Raw genomic sequence first — 16,091 nt, 5'->3', positions numbered from 1 at the left:
GCCCAAACATGATCCATGAGCGCCATTGTTTGTGGTAGCGTGATCGTGACCTATCGATTTAAAGGTCTTCATTCAGGTGCGTGCGCATAATCTCGGGGGGATTATGACAACGGGACCGAAACTAAAGAACCAGAGGTCAGACGCGGTTCTGGCCGCCGTGTGTGTCACCAACGGGTTGGTGCCGAGGCCGCCGGGCGAGGATGCCGACGAGCGGGTCTTGCGGTACATCCTCGGGGCCGCCTTGGACCATGAGTTGATCGACTTCGCCGCCGGTGCGGGAGGGAATCCCCAGCTACTCGCCGAGCTGGCGCTCGGGCTTGCCGAGGAGGGGCTTGTTCGGGAAGTCAGTGGCGGTCGGGGAGTTAATGGCACGTTGAAACTGGTTTCGCGGCGGACTCCCCGTCGCGTCCTGGAATTTGTGGTGTGCCGACTGAATGACCTGAGTGCGAACTGTCAGCAGTTCCTGAAGGTGGCAGCGGTATTGGGGAAATCCTTCAGGCTGGAGGATGTGGCAGGATTGCTGGACAGATCTTCAGGAACATTGCTCTCTCCCTTGGATGAGGCAATGGCATCAGGATTCGTCGTCGCCGCCGAGCACCAACTTGCGTTTCAGAGCGATTTTGTTCTGCAGGCGATCATCGAGTCCATCCCCGCCCCCGCACGTGACGCCCTGCGGCGGGAGGCGATGAGTCTTTCCAGGAGACGTACCCCGGCGTACGGTCAGCGGCTATGGCTGGCCGAGCGGCCGAGCGAATCGTCCGGCACGGTCAAGGACGAAGCCGGCGGGGCGTGCTCCCGGGCGCACAGCCTGATTATGAACGGGGACGCGGCAGCCGGAGTCCGTGCGGCGGAGCGTGTTCTCGCCAGTCCGGGCATCTCTTTGGCCGCTCGGCTCGACGCGGAGGCGTCTCTTATTCTGGGTTACCACCTGCTCGGCAGGGCAGAAGCCGAGATCGCCTCCGAGCGGATCCTGCGGGAGCGAGGGGCCGGGCCGGGCGATATCGCCGCGGCGATGGCGCTGACGGCACGATCCAATGTGCTGTGGCGTACGGGGCGGTTGGCCGAGGGCCTCAAGCTTGGTCGCAACGCGGTTCGCCTCAGCGAGCATGCTCATCCGGTCTGGTGTCTTCATTCTCAACTCGCTCTGGCCGGGAAACTTGTGAGCCTTCGCGAGTTCGACGCGGCCGAGACGCTGATCGATGACGCCGAGGCCGGGCTGCGCGGACTGCCCGTACCGGTCTGGACGGCAGCGTGTGCGGCCATGCGGGCCCGGCTGTTCCTCCAGTCCGGGCGTATCGGAGACGCGCGTCGGGAGGCGGCGCTGGCGATCGCCGCGGAGGAGCGGGACGCCGTTCCCATGCTCGGACCCCTTGCCTACTCGGTGCTCAGTACCGCCTCGTTCTACATGGAGGACCTGCCCGCAGCCATCGAGTACCTGCAGCGGGCGCATACCGCCGCGGCGAACCAGGTGGTGCTCGACTCCGTGCAGTATGCCTGGGCCGAGATGCTCATCGCGGTCAAGAAGGAAGGACCCTGGGAGGGGGCCCAGCTACTGTCCGGCAAGTACAGCCATCTGCCGACGCAGCGGAGCCTGTACATCGAGGTTCCGAGTGCCGCTGCCTTCCTGGTGCTTCTCGCGCGAGACGTGGGCGACAGCGACCTTGAGTACAGCGTTCTCCGGACGGTCGACGGTCTGGCCGAGGACAATCCGGATTTCCCGATCATTGGATTGACCGCCATGCATGCAAACGCATTGGCGAACAGTGCCCCGGCCGCGCTCGCGCTCATCATCGTGCAGTCGCCGGATCCGATCTCAGTGGCCCTGGCGACCGAGGAACTCGCCAAGCTCTATGCGGCCAAAGCGCCGGCGGGGGCACGGGCGGTCGCGTCGACCCACTCCGAAGAGGGCACTTCGCGGCTTGCCACCCGCTGGTCCGCTCTTTCCGACATGGAGCAACGCATCGCCTATCTGGTGAGCGTGGGCTTGACGAATCGGCAGATCGCCAAACAGGTGCATCTGTCGGCGCACACGGTGAACTACCACCTCCGCAAGGTCTACAAGAAGTTGGACATCAACACCCGTGTCGAGTTGGCGAACGCGGCCGCGATGTACTCGAGCAGAGCGGCAATCTATTCGATGGACGAGGAGAAATGGGGCTCCGGCCGCGCCGACGGTCGGGCCGGCTGATAGTCGGAAGAATCGCAGAGGACCATTTGTCGGCTCCGCCGGCTGATCTGATCAGCCGGCGGACTGGCCCTACCGGGTACCACCTGATCGCTGTGCCGAGACCCTGGGTGGGACTGCCTCGTGGGCGATGAAATGCCTGGTCAGTTCGACGCGGCTGTTGATCTTTAGCTTCGAGAACACCCGCCGGAGATGGCTGTCGACGGTGTGCGGTGACAGGAACAGTGCGCTCGCCGCCTCCCGGTTGGTCCGGCCGTCGATGATCGCCCGGATGACGCGAAGCTCTGCGCTCGTCAGGCTTTCCCAGCCCGACTTGGGCCGCTCGGCATCCAGCCGACGGACATTGTGCGCGTCGAGATGACGCAGTTTCTCCCGCACCCGGTCCACGTCACCCTGCGCACCGCATTCCAGATAGAGATCTACGGCGGAGGTGAGTAGCCGGGCCGCTCGGGCCTTGTTCCGCAGGCTCTGCTCCACCCGCGCCGCGTGCTCGAGCGCGGTCGCCGCCGCCAGCGGACGTCCGGCTAATCGGTGAATATCCGCGGCGCGGTGCAGAGCGACCGGGTCGTTGCGCAGGACGCCCTCGGCGTGCTCGGCGCCCCCCGCCAGCGACTGCACCACCGGATTGCGCTGGGCGATCCGCCGGGCGAACTCGGCCGCCCGTTCGGCCTCCGAGCCGAGGCCCGCCCGCTTGGCCTGAACGACGAGCGTCGCCGCAGCCGTCGGAGCTTCGATGAAGAGCAGGGGGTCGGGTACGACGTGCCCCTCGCTGTTGCTCAGGATCTGAACTGTCATCGCTGGACGCCCACTGACCGCGTGGAACTGCGCGAGCGCCCAGTTCAGCCGAGCCTTGTCGGCTGTCGCGTCACCGGTCATCAACCGTTCGGTCATGCGCAGCTGGGTACTGGCGGTGGCGAGATCACCCTGATGCATGCTGATGTGGGCCAGCACGAGGCGCGCGGGTACGGAGTCTGCCGACGCCGACCGCTCGGCCGGACGAAGCGCGGCCTCGGCCTCGAGCCGCGCTTCCTCGAGTCGACCTGCCGCAACCAGGAGTTCGGCGCGGTGGCCGTGCCACAGGGACTCCGACCAGGCCGCTCCGAGATTGTCCGCGTCCTGCTCGACGGTGGCGAGGACGGATGTCGCCTCTTCGAACTGATCGGCCGCGAGGAGGGCCCGGACCAGCCACGTCCAGAGCGGGCGCTCAGTGGTCTCGCGGGAGTACGGGGCCGGGGGCTGGGTGCGCCACGGTGCTGTGACACCGCCGGGCACGTCGCTCATGCGGTTCGTGGTGTCCTCGAGCGCCCGATTCAATTTGGCGCGATCCAGCTCACAGACGTCCTGTCGGGCCAGGGTTCGCTGAAGAAGCTCGACAGTCATACCGTGGCTGGCGGCGTCCCGCAGTCCCTGCCCCAGCTCGAGTACGAGGTGCGCTTCGGTCGCCGCCTCGATACCAGGGCGAAGGGCCACGTCCGCGAGACGGCAGGCTTCGGCGCACTCTCCCGCCGTGGCAAGCAGGCGCAGGGCACGTGCCAGCGTTCGTGGCGCTTCGACAAACGTTCGCTCCAACTGGGCGATGGCCCGAGCCGCCATGTCGTCGCCACGTCCTCGCTCCCGTGGCAGCGGAAGAGCGGACGGCGTCACGACCGGGGGGAGCGGCACCAGCCACACGGAACGGGCTTTCGCAACGTTGGGTGGGGCAGGGGTGGCCGCGGGAGTGGACACGGTGCCGGGCTCCCGTTCCTGGAACGGGGCGTACTGCAGCGCCTCTCCGATCACCTGCTGCGCGAACGTCAGCTTTGTGCCGTCGCGTCGCATCAGGCCGACCTGTACGGCCTCGTCGGCGCCGCAGGACAGCTCGTGAGCCGGCTCGCCGAGCAAGGTCGCCACCTCCTCGACCGTAAACGTCTGGCCGATCCTCCGGCCGTTGACCAGCAGTCGCCGAACCTCGGGCGACATCTCGTCCAGCAGGCTGGCGACAGCGGTGAAAACGCCTCTGGGCAGACGGTCGGACACCACCGAAGCCGCGCCGTCCGCGATGATCATCTGTCCCGCTTTGGTGAGCGCGCTGAAGACGTTCTCCATCAGCCACGGGTTGCCTCCGCAGCGGGCCGCCCAGCTGAGCATGGATGCGTCCGGTTTGGCGCCGAGGATGCCGGTGCAGAACTCGGTTACCGCCGCGCCGTCGAGCGGCCCCAGGTGAAGCCGCACCGCGACGTGCTCGACCAGCCAATCGACGGCGTGCTGGGCGAGGGACCGGATGGGAACCGGTCGGCGTGCGAGCAGCCACAGCACCGGTGACGAGGCCAGCGACTGCACGAGCCCCCGCAGGGCCAGGGCGCTGACGTCGTCGAGCCGCTGGGCATCGTCCAGGACGATTGCCACGGGATTTCTGCGCGCGGCGCTCTTGACCAGTTCGCCGACACGATCCATCAACCAGAAGGGGTTCCGGTCCGGGCGGGCCAGCTCATCGAAGTCGACTTCACCCGGTATCACGTGACGCAGGAAGTTGATGAGCAGATGTACGGGGATCGGCTGATCGGTGACGCTCACTCGGCCGGCGACCACGGTCAGGCCGCGCTCGGCCGCCTCCAGGGCCGTGGCCTTCAGCAGGTGGGTCTTGCCGACACCGAACGGCCCGTCGACGATGACGCAACTGCTCGACCCCCGCAGGGTGGCGTCCAGACGGCTACCCAACGAGGACAGTGCGTGCTCACGCCCTACCAGTGAACTCATGCTTACCGCTCCGTGTCTCTCTGGAGAATCGTCCGACGCGTGTCCGGGGCATGGCCGTCATCGCGGTGCCTCGACTGTCCGACCGGACAGTCGAGGCACCTGATGTCGGAAGAGCTAACCCAGTTATACGGGATTTGCGGTGGGACGGCGCAAAGACGTGTATCAGCGTGCACTACTCGCGTGAGTAGTGTGCAGGACGACGCGGCGAGATTACTGTCAGGCGATGCCGACTCGACGTTGAGCCGTGCAGACCGCGGATGCGCTGGTCGCGAAATCGCATTGCCTTCGGGTCGATGCGCGCGTCCGGAACGGAATAGGTCAGAGTTTCCGCGCTTGAACTGACGCGTTCTCAAGGAATTAGTGTGAGATTGGGATGAAGGGGGTGATCGCGTCACGCCACCGGGGATAGCTCGACTGCGGATTCAGGTCCCTTCCGGATGGCCGAGATCCCTTTGCCTTGCATTGTCAAATGGCCTCACCCGAAGACGGACCATCCCATCGGGACTCTGCTCTCGGATGTCCACGAACGCCGCTTCGTGGAAGGCCGCGGCATCGACTTCGGAGTCGTCCACGCCGTCTGGTCTCGGCCCTTCGTCACGGGGCTGTCCAAGGAGTGGACCGAAACGAGGAAATGCGTTCTGATCAGGGAAAATAGGATTGTCGAGAGTCCTGTGCCAGCTGATCCCGCTCTTCGTGGTGGACCCGCGAAGCCACCACAGCGGGATGAGCGGGGTGCCCGCGGCGGCGCCGGAGGACCGTGGACCGCGAGGACCGGGGTCATCGCGCGTGCCGGCCCGGACGGAGGCGCCACCTGACCAGGGGATCGATGCCCCGTAGGGCGGCGCGACCCGTGCGGCCAGTCGTCACGCGGCGGCTGATCGTCGTACGGACCACAACCACACGCGACGGTCGGCGGCGGCAACAGGCCTGCGCCCGTCCACGATGGACACGTCACTTGCCGCCCGGCGGCAGCGGCGCGGTTTGCGGCGACGCGAAGCCGGCGTGCTCGGCTACAGTGCGCTCATGAGGACTGGACTCTCCGATGTCTGGAACCGGATCAAGAGTTGGATCATCGCGGTTGGCGTGGCGGCAGCGCTGCTGATCACCGCGTTGGCGGGGGAACACTCCACCACGGGCCTCAAACTGCTCGGCTACGCGCTCGTGGTGACGAGCGGCCTGGCGCTGGCGGCCATCAACCGGGCTCCGATTCCCGTCCTGATTTTCACGGGGCTGTGCGTGGTGGGCTACAACGCAATCGGTTTCGCGGTGCCCGCCGTCGCGTACCTGATCGCGGTGTACGCCGCCGTACGGTCTGGGCACCGGATCGACACGCTGGTGGTGAGCGTGGTGGTGATGACCGTTCTTCCGCTCGCGATCATGACCTCCCCCGAGGGTGCTGCGAAGGAACCGATCGCACAGGCCCGCGGTGTCCTCGAATTGGCCTGGCTGATCGCTGCGGCTGCCGCGGGTGAGGCGCTGCGGCAGGCCGAGCGGCGGGCAGACGAGGCCGAGCACACCCGCGAGGAAACCGCGCGGCTGCGCGCGACCCAGGAACGGCTGCACATCGCACGGGAGCTGCACGATTCGCTCACCCACCAGATCTCGATCATCAAGGTGCAGGCCGAAGTCGCGGTCCACCTGGCCCGCAAGCGTGGCGAACAGGTATCGGAGTCCCTGCTGGCCATCCAGGAGGCCGGCCGTGAGGCTACCCGGGAGCTGCGGGCGACCCTGGAGACGCTGCGCGACGTCAGTAAGTCGCCGTCACATGGTCTCGACCACCTTCCGGAACTGCTGGCGGGGGCCCATGGGATCGGCCTGAGCACGACGCTGACGATCGAAGGAGAACGGCAGGACGTGCCGGACGCGGTGGACCGGACCGTCTACCGGATCGTCCAGGAGTCGCTCACCAACACCGCCCGCCACGCCGCCGCTGCAAACGCGTCGATCCGGATCGACTACCTTCCAGACGCCATCGCCATCCGGATCGATGACGACGGAACGGCCAAGCCCAGCTCTGCCCCGGTGCACGGAGTCGGGCTGCTGGGGATGCGCGAACGCGTCACTGCCCTGGGTGGCAGCCTGCGCGCGGAACCGCGTACCGAGGGCGGATTCACCGTCCAGGCTGAACTGCCGGTGGCGCGAATTTCATGATCCGTGTCCTGTTGGTCGACGACCAGCCGCTCCTTCGCAGCGGCTTCCGCGCGCTTCTCGACGCCGAAGACGACATCGAGGTGGTGGCCGAGGGCGCCAACGGCAGGGAGGGGCTGGCCCTCGCCAGGGAGTACCTGCCCGACCTCGCCCTGATCGACATCCAGATGCCGGTCATGGACGGCATCGAGGCGACCAAGCAGATCGTCGCGGACCCGGACCTGGCCGGGGTGCGAGTGGTCATTCTGACCAACTACGGCTCGGATGAATACGTCTTCAATGCGCTGCGCAGCGGTGCCGCCGGGTTCCTGGTCAAGGACATCGTGCCGGACGACCTCCTGCACGCCGTTCGCGTCGCCGCGCGGGGTGACGCCCTGCTCGCACCGTCGATCACCAGAATGCTGATCGGCCGGTACGTCGCACAGCCGCCCGGCGCGGAGGTCAGCCCGGGGATGGAGGAGCTGACCAACCGCGAACGCGAGGCCGTCGTCCTGGCGGCGCGGGGCCTGTCCAACGATGAGATCGCCGACCACATGGTGATCAGCCCACTGACCGCGAAGACCCATGTCAATCGGGCCATGACGAAGCTCCGGGCTCGCGACCGCGCCCAGCTCGTGGTCTTCGCCTACGAATCCGGCCTGGTGAGTCCCCTGCACCGCTGACCGGTCGGGAGGCCGAATGCAAGTCGGGTCGCGATGCTGCGACGGTGGTATGTGGCTGCTGCGAATGCAGCAGTGCGCCGGGTGCGTACCGCCCCGGCAGTAGATCAATTCGCTCCTTCCGCATGACGACCAGTGACCCCTTCGGTGCCTACGCTGACGCAGGTACCTCTGTTCGGCAGCCGAAGGGATCCTCGATGGGGTTGGCCGGTTTGGTCGTCGGCGTGCCGGCTGTCGCCCGCTCCCGCCGCACCGCCTGACCGGCAACACAGACCCGAACACCCCTGCGGCTCAACCCACCTGAAGGGACTCCCATGCGTAAAGCGTTCGTCGGGCTGGCGGCGTTGTTAATGTTCGCGATTTTCGTGCTGTTCTTCCTGGCCGGCAACGGTGCGTTCAACAGCGCGCCCAATGACGAGGCATTCCGGCCCCACCGCTTGCTGGGCATGGGCACGGTTTTCCTCGCCGTGGTGTTGGCGGTGGTCGCCGCGGTGGGACGGATGCCCGGCCAGATCATCGGCCTCACCGCCCTGGTCGCCGGCCTCGCCATCCTGCAGCCCGTGATCGTGGTCATCTCGAAGGCATTCGGGGACTCGGGAAGCACTACGACCGCCGGACAGCTCGTGTTCGGCCTGCACGCGGTCAACGGGCTGATCATGATGGCCGTGCTCCACACGATCCTGCAGAAGGTGGGAGGCCGTAAGGCGACGACGCCCGCCACCACGGCTGCTGGCTCGGCGCGATCGGTATCATGAGTACGCTCCACTGGATCCTTTTCGACTACGCCGTAGCGCTGCTGGGTGTCGCCTCCTGGCTCGCGGCCGGTGTCACGGCGGCCCTCCGGCGCTATCGGCTCGCGTTCGGCCTGCTCGTCGGAGCGGTCCTGGTGACGCTCGCCCGGGTGGCCACCGTGGCGGCGCTGTCCGACCGGGGCTGGTGGTTCGTGCAGGAGAAGGTGCTGCTGAGCCTTCCCATGCTGGGCGTCGCGGGACTGGCCGCCGTGCTTCTCACCGGACCCTGGTTGCGTACGGCGCGCCGGACCCCCGGCGAGGGCCTGCCCGCCGGCGGCCTCGTCGCGCTGTTCACGGCGGGATACGCCGCGCTGGCCGGCCTGATGGTGACGTTCTTCGCGGGCTTTCCCCTCACCTGGAGCACCGCGCTGATCGCCGTCTCGTTGGTCTGCGCGGGCGCACTCCTGACCATGCGGGTGATCACGACACCGACCGGAGAGCAGACCGACGCCAGTTCCCCGGACAGCGGCCAAGTGCCGGGATCGCGACGTCCCACGGAGCTCTCCCGCCGCAGGTTCCTCGGCGTGGCCGGCGGGGCGGTCGCGGTCGGATCAGGGGCCACCGGTGTCGGTCTGCTGTTCCGGGATCCCGAGGCCGTGGTCACCGGGGGAGGCCCAGCACCTGCCTCCGGGTCCACCGCGACGGTCTCGGTGGCTGATCTGCGAGGGCCCCGCGTCCCGATGCCGGGCGGCGCCACCCGGCAGCACACACTCACCGCCAGGACCGCCAACGTGAGCCTCGCGTCGGGAGGTGAGGTCCACGCGTGGACCTACGATGGCCGGCTGCCCGGCACGGCGATCACCGCGACCGAAGGTGATCTCATCGAGGTGACGCTTCGCAACACCGACATCGACGACGGTGTCACCGTGCATTGGCACGGGTACGACGTGCCGTGCGGCGAGGACGGTGCGCCGGGCGCCACACAGCACGCGGTGAAACCGGGCGGCGAGTTCGTCTACCGGTTCCAGGCCGATCAGGTGGGAACGTACTGGTATCACACGCACCAGGTATCGCACCCCGGAGTGCGCAAGGGGCTGTACGGGACCCTCGTTGTGAGTCCGCGAGAGAGGCAGCCGGCGGAAGAGCTGGACCTGACGCTGCCCGTGCACACCTTCGACGACGTCGCGGTTATCGGGGACCAGGCCGATCGCACCGTCCACACCGCCCGTCCGGGCGCGCTGGTGCGACTGCGAATGATCAACACCGACTCGGATCCGCACTGGTTCGCGCTGACCGACACGCCGTTCCGGGTGGTGGCAGTTGACGGCCGCGATCTCAACCGGCCGGGCGAGGTGCGTGAGGTCGGGCTCCGCATACCCGCCGGTGGGCGGTACGACGCGGTCCTGACCATGCCGGAGACGCCGGTGGCACTCGTGGTCGACAACGGCCACGCCAAGGGCTTGCTGCTGCGCCCGACCGGCTACGCCGGGAACGATCCGGCCCGGCCGGAGACCTCCGACTGGCCCGAGCTCGACTTGCTGCACTACGGCGAGCCCGCGGTCGTACCGTTCGACACCGACAACGCCGATCGGCATTTCACGCTCGTCCTGGACCGCTCTCTGGCCATGGTCGACGGCCGCCCGGCCTTCGCCCAGACCGTCGACGGTCGCGGGCATCCTTCGGTCCCCGACCAGGTCGTCGCCGAGGGGGACGTCGTCCGCTTCACGGTGGTCAACCGGAGCCTCGAGACTCACCCTTGGCACCTGCACGGCCATTCCGTGCTGGTTCTCTCCAGGGACGGGGAGCGTTCCTCCGGGAGCCCACTCTGGGTGGACACCTTCGATGTGCGGCCGGGAGAGGTCTGGGAGGTGGCGTTCCGCGCCAACAACCCGGGTGTGTGGATGAACCACTGCCACAACCTGCCGCATCAGGAGCAGGGCATGATGCTGCGGCTCGTCTACGACGGTGTGAGTACTCCCTTCGCAGGCGGCGGCCACGCTCACTGACGTGCCGGCCCGAGGGTTGGCGGGCTGTCCTCGCGTGACCGACACCGAGGGCAGCCTGACACCTTCAGTGACGAGGGCGAGCTGCCCCCTGTGCGGTGGCTGCCGGACGCATCGCCCGGCGTTGCCGGACCGGCCGGGGCACCGCATGACCGCCTAGTGCTGACGCGCGCCGACACGTGTATCAGCGGCGGCGGCGCTCTGCGCTTCCTTGAGTAGCGAGACGAGTAGGTCGCTGAGGATCTGCGGGCCGTGCTGGGTGAGGATGGATTCGAGATGGAACTGCACGGATCGGAATCCCGGGCCGCGCAGGGCGTGCACCTCGCCCGTCTCCGGGGTTCGGCTCACCTGCACGGTCTTGCCCTGCCCTCGTGAGATGACGCCGTGTGCGGAACGGGCGGTGTAGGTGTTGTAGAAGCCCACGAGTTCGGACCGGCCAAACAGGTCAACGCGCATCTGGACGCCCTGGTTGGGCACCGTGCGCCGTACGAGGTCGAAGCCCAGCTCGGCGGCGAGGACCTGGTGGCCCAGGCAGATGGACAGGAACGGGACCGCGCCGGCGAGCAGTTCACGGGTGAGCGTGCGGAGCGTGTTCATGCGCGGGTCTGTCATGTCGCTGGGGTCGCCGGGGCCGGGACCGACGATGACGAGGTCGTAGCCCTCCAGTTGCAGCGGACTGTCGTATCGGGTGATCGTGGTCCGGAGGCCGAGGGATCGCAGCTGATGGCCGAGCATTCCCATGAAGGTGTCCTCGTTGTCGACGACCAGGACGCGCCGACCGTCCAACTCCGGTTCCGGGCTCGTCCGGTGTGCCCCGTCGAGCCAGAATCGCGACAGCGTGGAGTTGCGGCTCTGCAACGCCAGCCGGACCCGGGGATGGGTGGACGGCGACGGGTGCGCCCCCGTGACAGCGGGCTCGCCCGCGGCGCCGTCGCCGTCGAGCGTGAGGCCGAGCGCTTCGAGCATGCCCGCGGCCTTGGCCTGCGTCTCGGCGATCTCGGACTCGGGCTTGGAGTCACGGACCAGGGTGGCGCCGACGCCCAGGCGCAGCTTGCCGTTGTTGCCGACCTCGGCGGTGCGGATCATGATCGCTGAGTCGAGCGTGCGGCTGCCCATCGCGTCACGGCCAATCAGTGCGAGAACGCCGCCGTAGTATCCGCGCCCGGTCGTCTCATGTCGGGTGATGACCCGGAAGGCGTTCTCGAGCGGACTGCCGGTGACGGTCGGCGCGAGCAGGGTCTCCCGCAGCACGTCGCGTACGTCGAGGTCGCTCTGACCGGTCAAGATATACTCAGAGTGAGTGAGACGTGCCATCTCTTTGAGAAACGGGCCGTGCACCCGACCGCCGGAGGTGCACATACGCGCCATCATCTTCAGTTCTTCGTCGACGACCATATACAGTTCGTTGGCCTCTTTCGGGTCATTCAGAAACTGCAGTAAACCGGAAATGTCCGGCCCGGTCGAGGGGTGCCGGTAGGTCCCGCTGATGGGGTTCATCGAGATGGTGCCGTCTGCCATGCTGACGTGCCGCTCCGGTGATGCGCCGATGAATGTCCCCGCGCCGGTGTGGAACAGGAACGTCCAGTACGAACCCAGCTCCCCGGTCAGCAGCCGCCGAAAGATCGCCAGCTCCGTGCGGGCCGAACAGTCGTCCAGCCGCGCGGCGAAGGATCGCCTGATGACGAAGTTGGATCCGGCGCCCTGTCCGATCTCATCACCCACCACGCGCTTGACGATCGCCGCGTAGTCCTCGTCGCTGGCGTCGAATCCGGCGTCGGACACGCGTACCTTCTGCTCGGGCAGGCCGGCCAGGGCCTGATCGAGGCTGAGTTCGGCTTGCTCGTGGATCCGCATGGCAAGCAGGGGCGCATGGTCGTCGTGGCAGTCGAACCCGCGTTCGGTGACCTGCCGGTACGGGACCGCCACAAGCAGGTCGTGCCGGGCGCCACTCGCCGGGTCGCCGGGTAGGGGCAGCTCGGCGAGGCTGCCCACGTCGTGGACGTCGCCGGTCAGGACCTCCACGCGCGCGTCCTTGGCCGGGTCGGGCCGATACAGCAGGGCGAAGGCGCGCCCGTCCTCGCCGAGGCCGGCCAGAACATCCGGGGGTCCGGCCATGCTCGAATGCGTCCCGTCCATATTGCTCCCCTTCGCATGAGATCAGATCACCCCTCTCGATACTGCGGCGGCGAAAGGCGTAGCACATGACGTGACGCCACGATCCCGTATTCCCGGTAACGTGCGGCCGGTATGGCGTGAACAGATGAATGCGGCACCACTACTCGAGCGGGTAGTGGTCGGGCAAATGCATCGCCATTACTGTCGACGACATTGCCGGCTCAACGAGGGCGGTGAACATGGCTGTGAATGTGCTGGTCCAAAAAAGCGGCGGTGCTTCTGCGCGGACTCTCGAGCGCGTTCGTCATGCCGCCCGCGTATCGCCGCGGCGCCCTGGCGTGGGTCGTCCGCGGTCGTCTGGGCGGGCGGCCGGAGGGCCGGTGACCTGCTGGGGCTGGCGGCCGACGTCGGTACTGCGGGTCCGTCCCGGGAGCTGGATCAGTAGCGGTGGACGACCCAGACGCCAGGGACCCTGATCCCACGTGAGGCGCTGACGAGCATGCCTGAGGTGGTCAAGCCGTGCAGCCTGTTCAGGCACGACGAGGACTGGGACAAGCGCTCCTCTACTACTGACGGGAACGACATGCCTCAGATGCGGGTGGCTGTGGCCGGGGCCGGAATCGCCGGCCTTGCCCTGGCCGCCGCCCTTCGCCGGGCCGGGATCGACTGCCACGTCTACGAGCAGGCGGAGCACCTGACCGAGGTGGGTGCGGGAGTGCAGGTGGCGCCCAATGCCACCCGGTTGCTGCATCAGCTCGGCCTGCGCGATCGCCTGCGCGGCGTTGCGGTCGTGCCGCAGGCGATCGAGATGCGCCGCTGGGACGACGGCAGGCGGCTGCAACGCACCCCGCTGGGCAGTCTGTGCCGCAGCCGCTTCGGCGCGCCTTACTACACCATGCGCCGCGCGGACCTGCTTACCAGCCTGCTCTCCGTCGTGCCGCCTGACCGGGTGCACCTCGGCGCCCGCCTCGCCGCCGTGACGCAGAGCGCCGACGAGGCGCGGCTGCACCTGTCCGACGGTCCGACGGTCACGGCGGACCTGGTCGTGGGGGCCGACGGCATTCATTCGATCGCACGTGAGCAGATCGTGGCCGCTCGGCCGCGCCCCTCCGGGCAGACGCTCTACCGGGGACTGGTGCCGGTCGAGCGGGTGCGCTTTCTGCTCACCGAGATCCGGGTGCAGTCGTGGCTCGGACCGGACCAACACCTCGTGTGCTACCCGGTGTCGTCGGGTCGGCAGGTGAGCTTCGAGGCGACCATGTCCGCCTCGGACAGGCGAGAGGAGTCGTGGTCGGCGCGGGGCGACGTCGCCCCGCTCGCCGCGGCGTACGCGGGCTGGCATCCGGACGTGACACGGGTGATCGACGCGGCGGAGACAATCACCAGGTCGGCGCTGCACGATCGGGAGAGCATCGAGCGGCTCAGTTCGGGACGGGTGGCCGTCATCGGCGACGCCGCGCATCCGATGGCACCGATCCAGGCGCAGGGCGCGAACCAGGCGATCGAGGATGCCGTGGTGCTCGCGGCGTGTCTGGCCGACGCGCGCCCGGGCGACCTGAGCGCGGCCTTGCGCCGCTACGAAGGTATCCGCCTTCCCCGGACGACGCGGATCCAGCAACAGTCCCGTGCCAACGCGGAGACATTCCACCTCGTCAACGGGCAAGCGCGGCATCGCCGCGACACCTCCGCCCAGACCGCATCCGGTCTGGACCGGCATGAATGGCTCTTCGGGTACGACGCCGAGCAGGCAACTACGACCAGCGGGAGCGCATGATGGAACTGACCGGAATCGAGTCGACGGTCGCACTGGTCACCGGGGCGGCGCAGGGCATCGGTGCCGCCGTGGCGGGCCTCCTGGCAGGCGCGGGGGCGCACGTCGCGGCCGTCGACCGCAACGCCGAGGCGCTCGACACCGTTTTGACCAAGATCGAGGCGGAGGGTGATTCGGTCCGCGGCTACCTCGTCGACGTGCGCGACAGCGAGGCCGTGGATGCGCTCGTGGGGCGCGTCGAGGACGAGCTCGGGCCCATCGGCGTCCTGGTCAACGCGGCCGGCGTCCTGCACACCGGCCGGGTGGTCGAGCTGTCGGACCAGCAGTGGAGCGAGACCTTCTCGATCAACGCGGGCGGGGTGTTCCACCTGTCCCGGGCGGTGGCCCGCCGAATGATCGGCCGCCGACGGGGTGCGATCGTGACGATCGCATCCAACGCCGCCGGCGTGCCGCGCACGGAGATGGCCGCGTACGCCGCCTCGAAGGCCGCGTCGGCCCAGTTCACCCGATGTCTGGGGCTGGAACTCTCCGACTACGGCATCCGGTGCAACGTCGTCTCGCCGGGCTCGACCGACACACCCATGCTGCGCGCGATGCTCGGCGAGGCCGGTGATCCGCGGCAGGTGGTCGAGGGCTCGCCGGCCGCGTACCGCGTCGGTATTCCGCTTCGAAAGCTGGCCCAGCCGCGGGACGTGGCCGAAGCGGTCGCGTATCTCGTGTCGGACCAGGCCGGTCACGTCACGATGCACGACCTGTACGTGGACGGCGGCGCGGCCCTGCACGTGTGACGTCGTCGGATGCCGAATAGGAGACGAACCATGGTCATGACCCCGATCGCGGCGTACCCCATGCCCGGTGACAGCGATCTGCCGAGTGCGGCGATGCCCTGGCGCCCGGATCCGGACCGGGCCGCCGTGCTGGTGCACGACATGCAGCGCTACTTCCTACGCCCGTTCCCAGCCGGGCAGTCCCCGCTCACCGACCTGCTCGCCAATGTCATGAAGCTGCTCGCGGCGGCCCGCGCGGCCCGGGTGCCGGTGCTGTACACGGCACAGCCGGGTGGGATGAGCCGTCGCGACCGCGGGCTGCTGCACGACCTCTGGGGTCCCGGCATGAGCAGCGCGGAGGCCGATCGTGGCATCGCCGACGACGTCGCCCCGGAGCCGGGCGACACGGTGCTGACCAAGTGGCGCTACAGCGCGTTCTTCCGCAGCGACCTGGAGGAGCGACTGCGGGGGTCGGGCCGGGATCAGATCATCGTCTGTGGCGTCTACGCGCACATGGGGTGCCTCATTACCGCCAGCGACGCGTTCAGCCGCGACATCCAGCCGTTCCTCGTGTCGGATGCGTTGGCCGACCTGTCGCTCGACGACCATCTCATGGCGCTTCGGTACGCGGCGGATCGTTGCGCGGTACCGCTGACCACGGCGCACGTGCTGGCCGCGCTGGAGAGCTAGCGCCCGGTTCGCGGGGTTGTCGGTGGTGTTGTGGATCCTCGCCGTGGGTGTGGTCACCAGGCGACTCGATGACGCGAACGCGCCATACCCGCTCTCCCAGATGTGGATCCCCAGCCCATTCAATGCCGCTCTTGGCAACGCAAAGACGTGATGCGCACACACCGGCGGCTGGGCCACGCTATCCGCGCACACCCCTCGACCGGGAGGTTAGCGCCGGCGCGACCGGGCCGTCGCCGGGCTCGTCTGGCGATCGGCTCGCGGCCTGCCGCGGCTCCCGCAGGCCCGT

General features: G+C 68.1%; 10 protein-coding genes. 8 read left to right on the top strand and 2 right to left on the bottom strand.

Annotated elements, in window-relative coordinates:
- Positions 1 to 217: 217 nt before the first annotated feature.
- Complete coding sequence (locus tag AB0C01_RS14045) at positions 218 to 2,188, top strand: LuxR C-terminal-related transcriptional regulator (protein ID WP_357571294.1); 1,971 nt, start codon at positions 218 to 220, stop codon at positions 2,186 to 2,188.
- A gap of 69 nt (positions 2,189 to 2,257) precedes the next feature.
- On the opposite strand, the gene AB0C01_RS14040 is transcribed toward AB0C01_RS14045, so the two are convergent.
- The gene (locus tag AB0C01_RS14040; protein ID WP_357571293.1) at positions 2,258 to 4,921 is read right to left on the bottom strand and encodes a BREX system ATP-binding domain-containing protein; all 2,664 of its coding nucleotides are present in this window, start codon (positions 4,919 to 4,921) and stop codon (positions 2,258 to 2,260) included.
- A 1,002-nt stretch (positions 4,922 to 5,923) separates the two neighbouring features.
- Here AB0C01_RS14040 and AB0C01_RS14035 point away from each other — a divergent pair.
- The 4 genes from AB0C01_RS14035 (at position 5,924) to AB0C01_RS14020 (ending at position 10,465) form a co-directional block, all read left to right on the top strand.
- The gene (locus tag AB0C01_RS14035; RefSeq protein WP_357571292.1) at positions 5,924 to 7,072 is read left to right on the top strand and encodes a histidine kinase; all 1,149 of its coding nucleotides are present in this window, start codon (positions 5,924 to 5,926) and stop codon (positions 7,070 to 7,072) included.
- Positions 7,069 to 7,731: a response regulator transcription factor gene (locus AB0C01_RS14030; protein ID WP_357252372.1), complete on the top strand. Its 663-nt coding sequence runs from the start codon at positions 7,069 to 7,071 to the stop codon at positions 7,729 to 7,731. Before AB0C01_RS14035 ends, AB0C01_RS14030 begins: the two co-directional genes overlap by 4 nt.
- Positions 7,732 to 8,042: 311 nt before the next feature.
- Positions 8,043 to 8,483 carry a DUF6220 domain-containing protein gene (locus tag AB0C01_RS14025; protein ID WP_357252369.1) on the top strand — a complete coding sequence of 147 codons (441 nt, stop codon included), beginning with the start codon at positions 8,043 to 8,045 and terminating at the stop codon, positions 8,481 to 8,483.
- The gene (locus AB0C01_RS14020; protein ID WP_357571291.1) at positions 8,480 to 10,465 is read left to right on the top strand and encodes a multicopper oxidase domain-containing protein; all 1,986 of its coding nucleotides are present in this window, start codon (positions 8,480 to 8,482) and stop codon (positions 10,463 to 10,465) included. Before AB0C01_RS14025 ends, AB0C01_RS14020 begins: the two co-directional genes overlap by 4 nt.
- A gap of 153 nt (positions 10,466 to 10,618) precedes the next feature.
- Here AB0C01_RS14020 and AB0C01_RS14015 read toward each other — a convergent pair whose 3' ends face one another.
- Positions 10,619 to 12,598, bottom strand: a complete 1,980-nt coding sequence (locus AB0C01_RS14015) for an anthranilate synthase family protein (RefSeq protein WP_357252362.1) — start codon at positions 12,596 to 12,598, stop codon at positions 10,619 to 10,621.
- Between the two features lie 478 nt (positions 12,599 to 13,076).
- Here AB0C01_RS14015 and AB0C01_RS14010 point away from each other — a divergent pair, with 478 nt between their 5' ends.
- Genes AB0C01_RS14010 through AB0C01_RS14000 form a run of 3 tightly spaced genes read left to right on the top strand, consistent with a single transcriptional unit; the run spans position 13,077 to position 15,805 of the window.
- Entirely contained in the window at positions 13,077 to 14,351 is a 1,275-nt protein-coding gene (locus AB0C01_RS14010; RefSeq protein WP_357571290.1) for an FAD-dependent monooxygenase, read from the top strand.
- Positions 14,351 to 15,136: a 2,3-dihydro-2,3-dihydroxybenzoate dehydrogenase gene (locus tag AB0C01_RS14005; RefSeq protein WP_357571289.1), complete on the top strand. Its 786-nt coding sequence runs from the start codon at positions 14,351 to 14,353 to the stop codon at positions 15,134 to 15,136. The genes AB0C01_RS14010 and AB0C01_RS14005 overlap by 1 nt, the downstream gene beginning before the upstream one ends.
- Positions 15,137 to 15,166: 30 nt before the next feature.
- On the top strand, positions 15,167 to 15,805 hold the full coding sequence (locus AB0C01_RS14000) for an isochorismatase family protein (protein WP_357252353.1): 639 nt from the start codon (positions 15,167 to 15,169) through the stop codon (positions 15,803 to 15,805).
- Positions 15,806 to 16,091 lie beyond the last annotated feature (286 nt).

Origin of the sequence: Micromonospora sp. NPDC048905 (assembly GCF_040649655.1) — a bacterium.
In the GTDB taxonomy this organism is placed as follows: domain Bacteria; phylum Actinomycetota; class Actinomycetes; order Mycobacteriales; family Micromonosporaceae; genus Micromonospora.
Note: the sequence above shows the minus strand (reverse complement) of the source record. Positions and strands in the feature narration are given on the sequence as shown.

Bases quoted from the DNA above. Each gene is read 5' to 3' on its own strand.
- AB0C01_RS14025 (WP_357252369.1), top strand. From the start codon at position 8,043: ATGCGTAAAGCGTTCGTCGGGCTGGCGGCGTTGTTAATGTTCGCGATT.
- AB0C01_RS14005 (WP_357571289.1), top strand. From the start codon at position 14,351: ATGGAACTGACCGGAATCGAGTCGACGGTCGCACTGGTCACCGGGGCG.
- AB0C01_RS14030 (WP_357252372.1), top strand. From the start codon at position 7,069: ATGATCCGTGTCCTGTTGGTCGACGACCAGCCGCTCCTTCGCAGCGGC.
- AB0C01_RS14000 (WP_357252353.1), top strand. From the start codon at position 15,167: ATGGTCATGACCCCGATCGCGGCGTACCCCATGCCCGGTGACAGCGAT.
- AB0C01_RS14010 (WP_357571290.1), top strand. From the start codon at position 13,077: ATGCCTGAGGTGGTCAAGCCGTGCAGCCTGTTCAGGCACGACGAGGAC.
- AB0C01_RS14015 (WP_357252362.1), bottom strand. From the start codon at position 12,598: ATGGACGGGACGCATTCGAGCATGGCCGGACCCCCGGATGTTCTGGCC.
- AB0C01_RS14020 (WP_357571291.1), top strand. From the start codon at position 8,480: ATGAGTACGCTCCACTGGATCCTTTTCGACTACGCCGTAGCGCTGCTG.
- AB0C01_RS14040 (WP_357571293.1), bottom strand. From the start codon at position 4,921: ATGAGTTCACTGGTAGGGCGTGAGCACGCACTGTCCTCGTTGGGTAGC.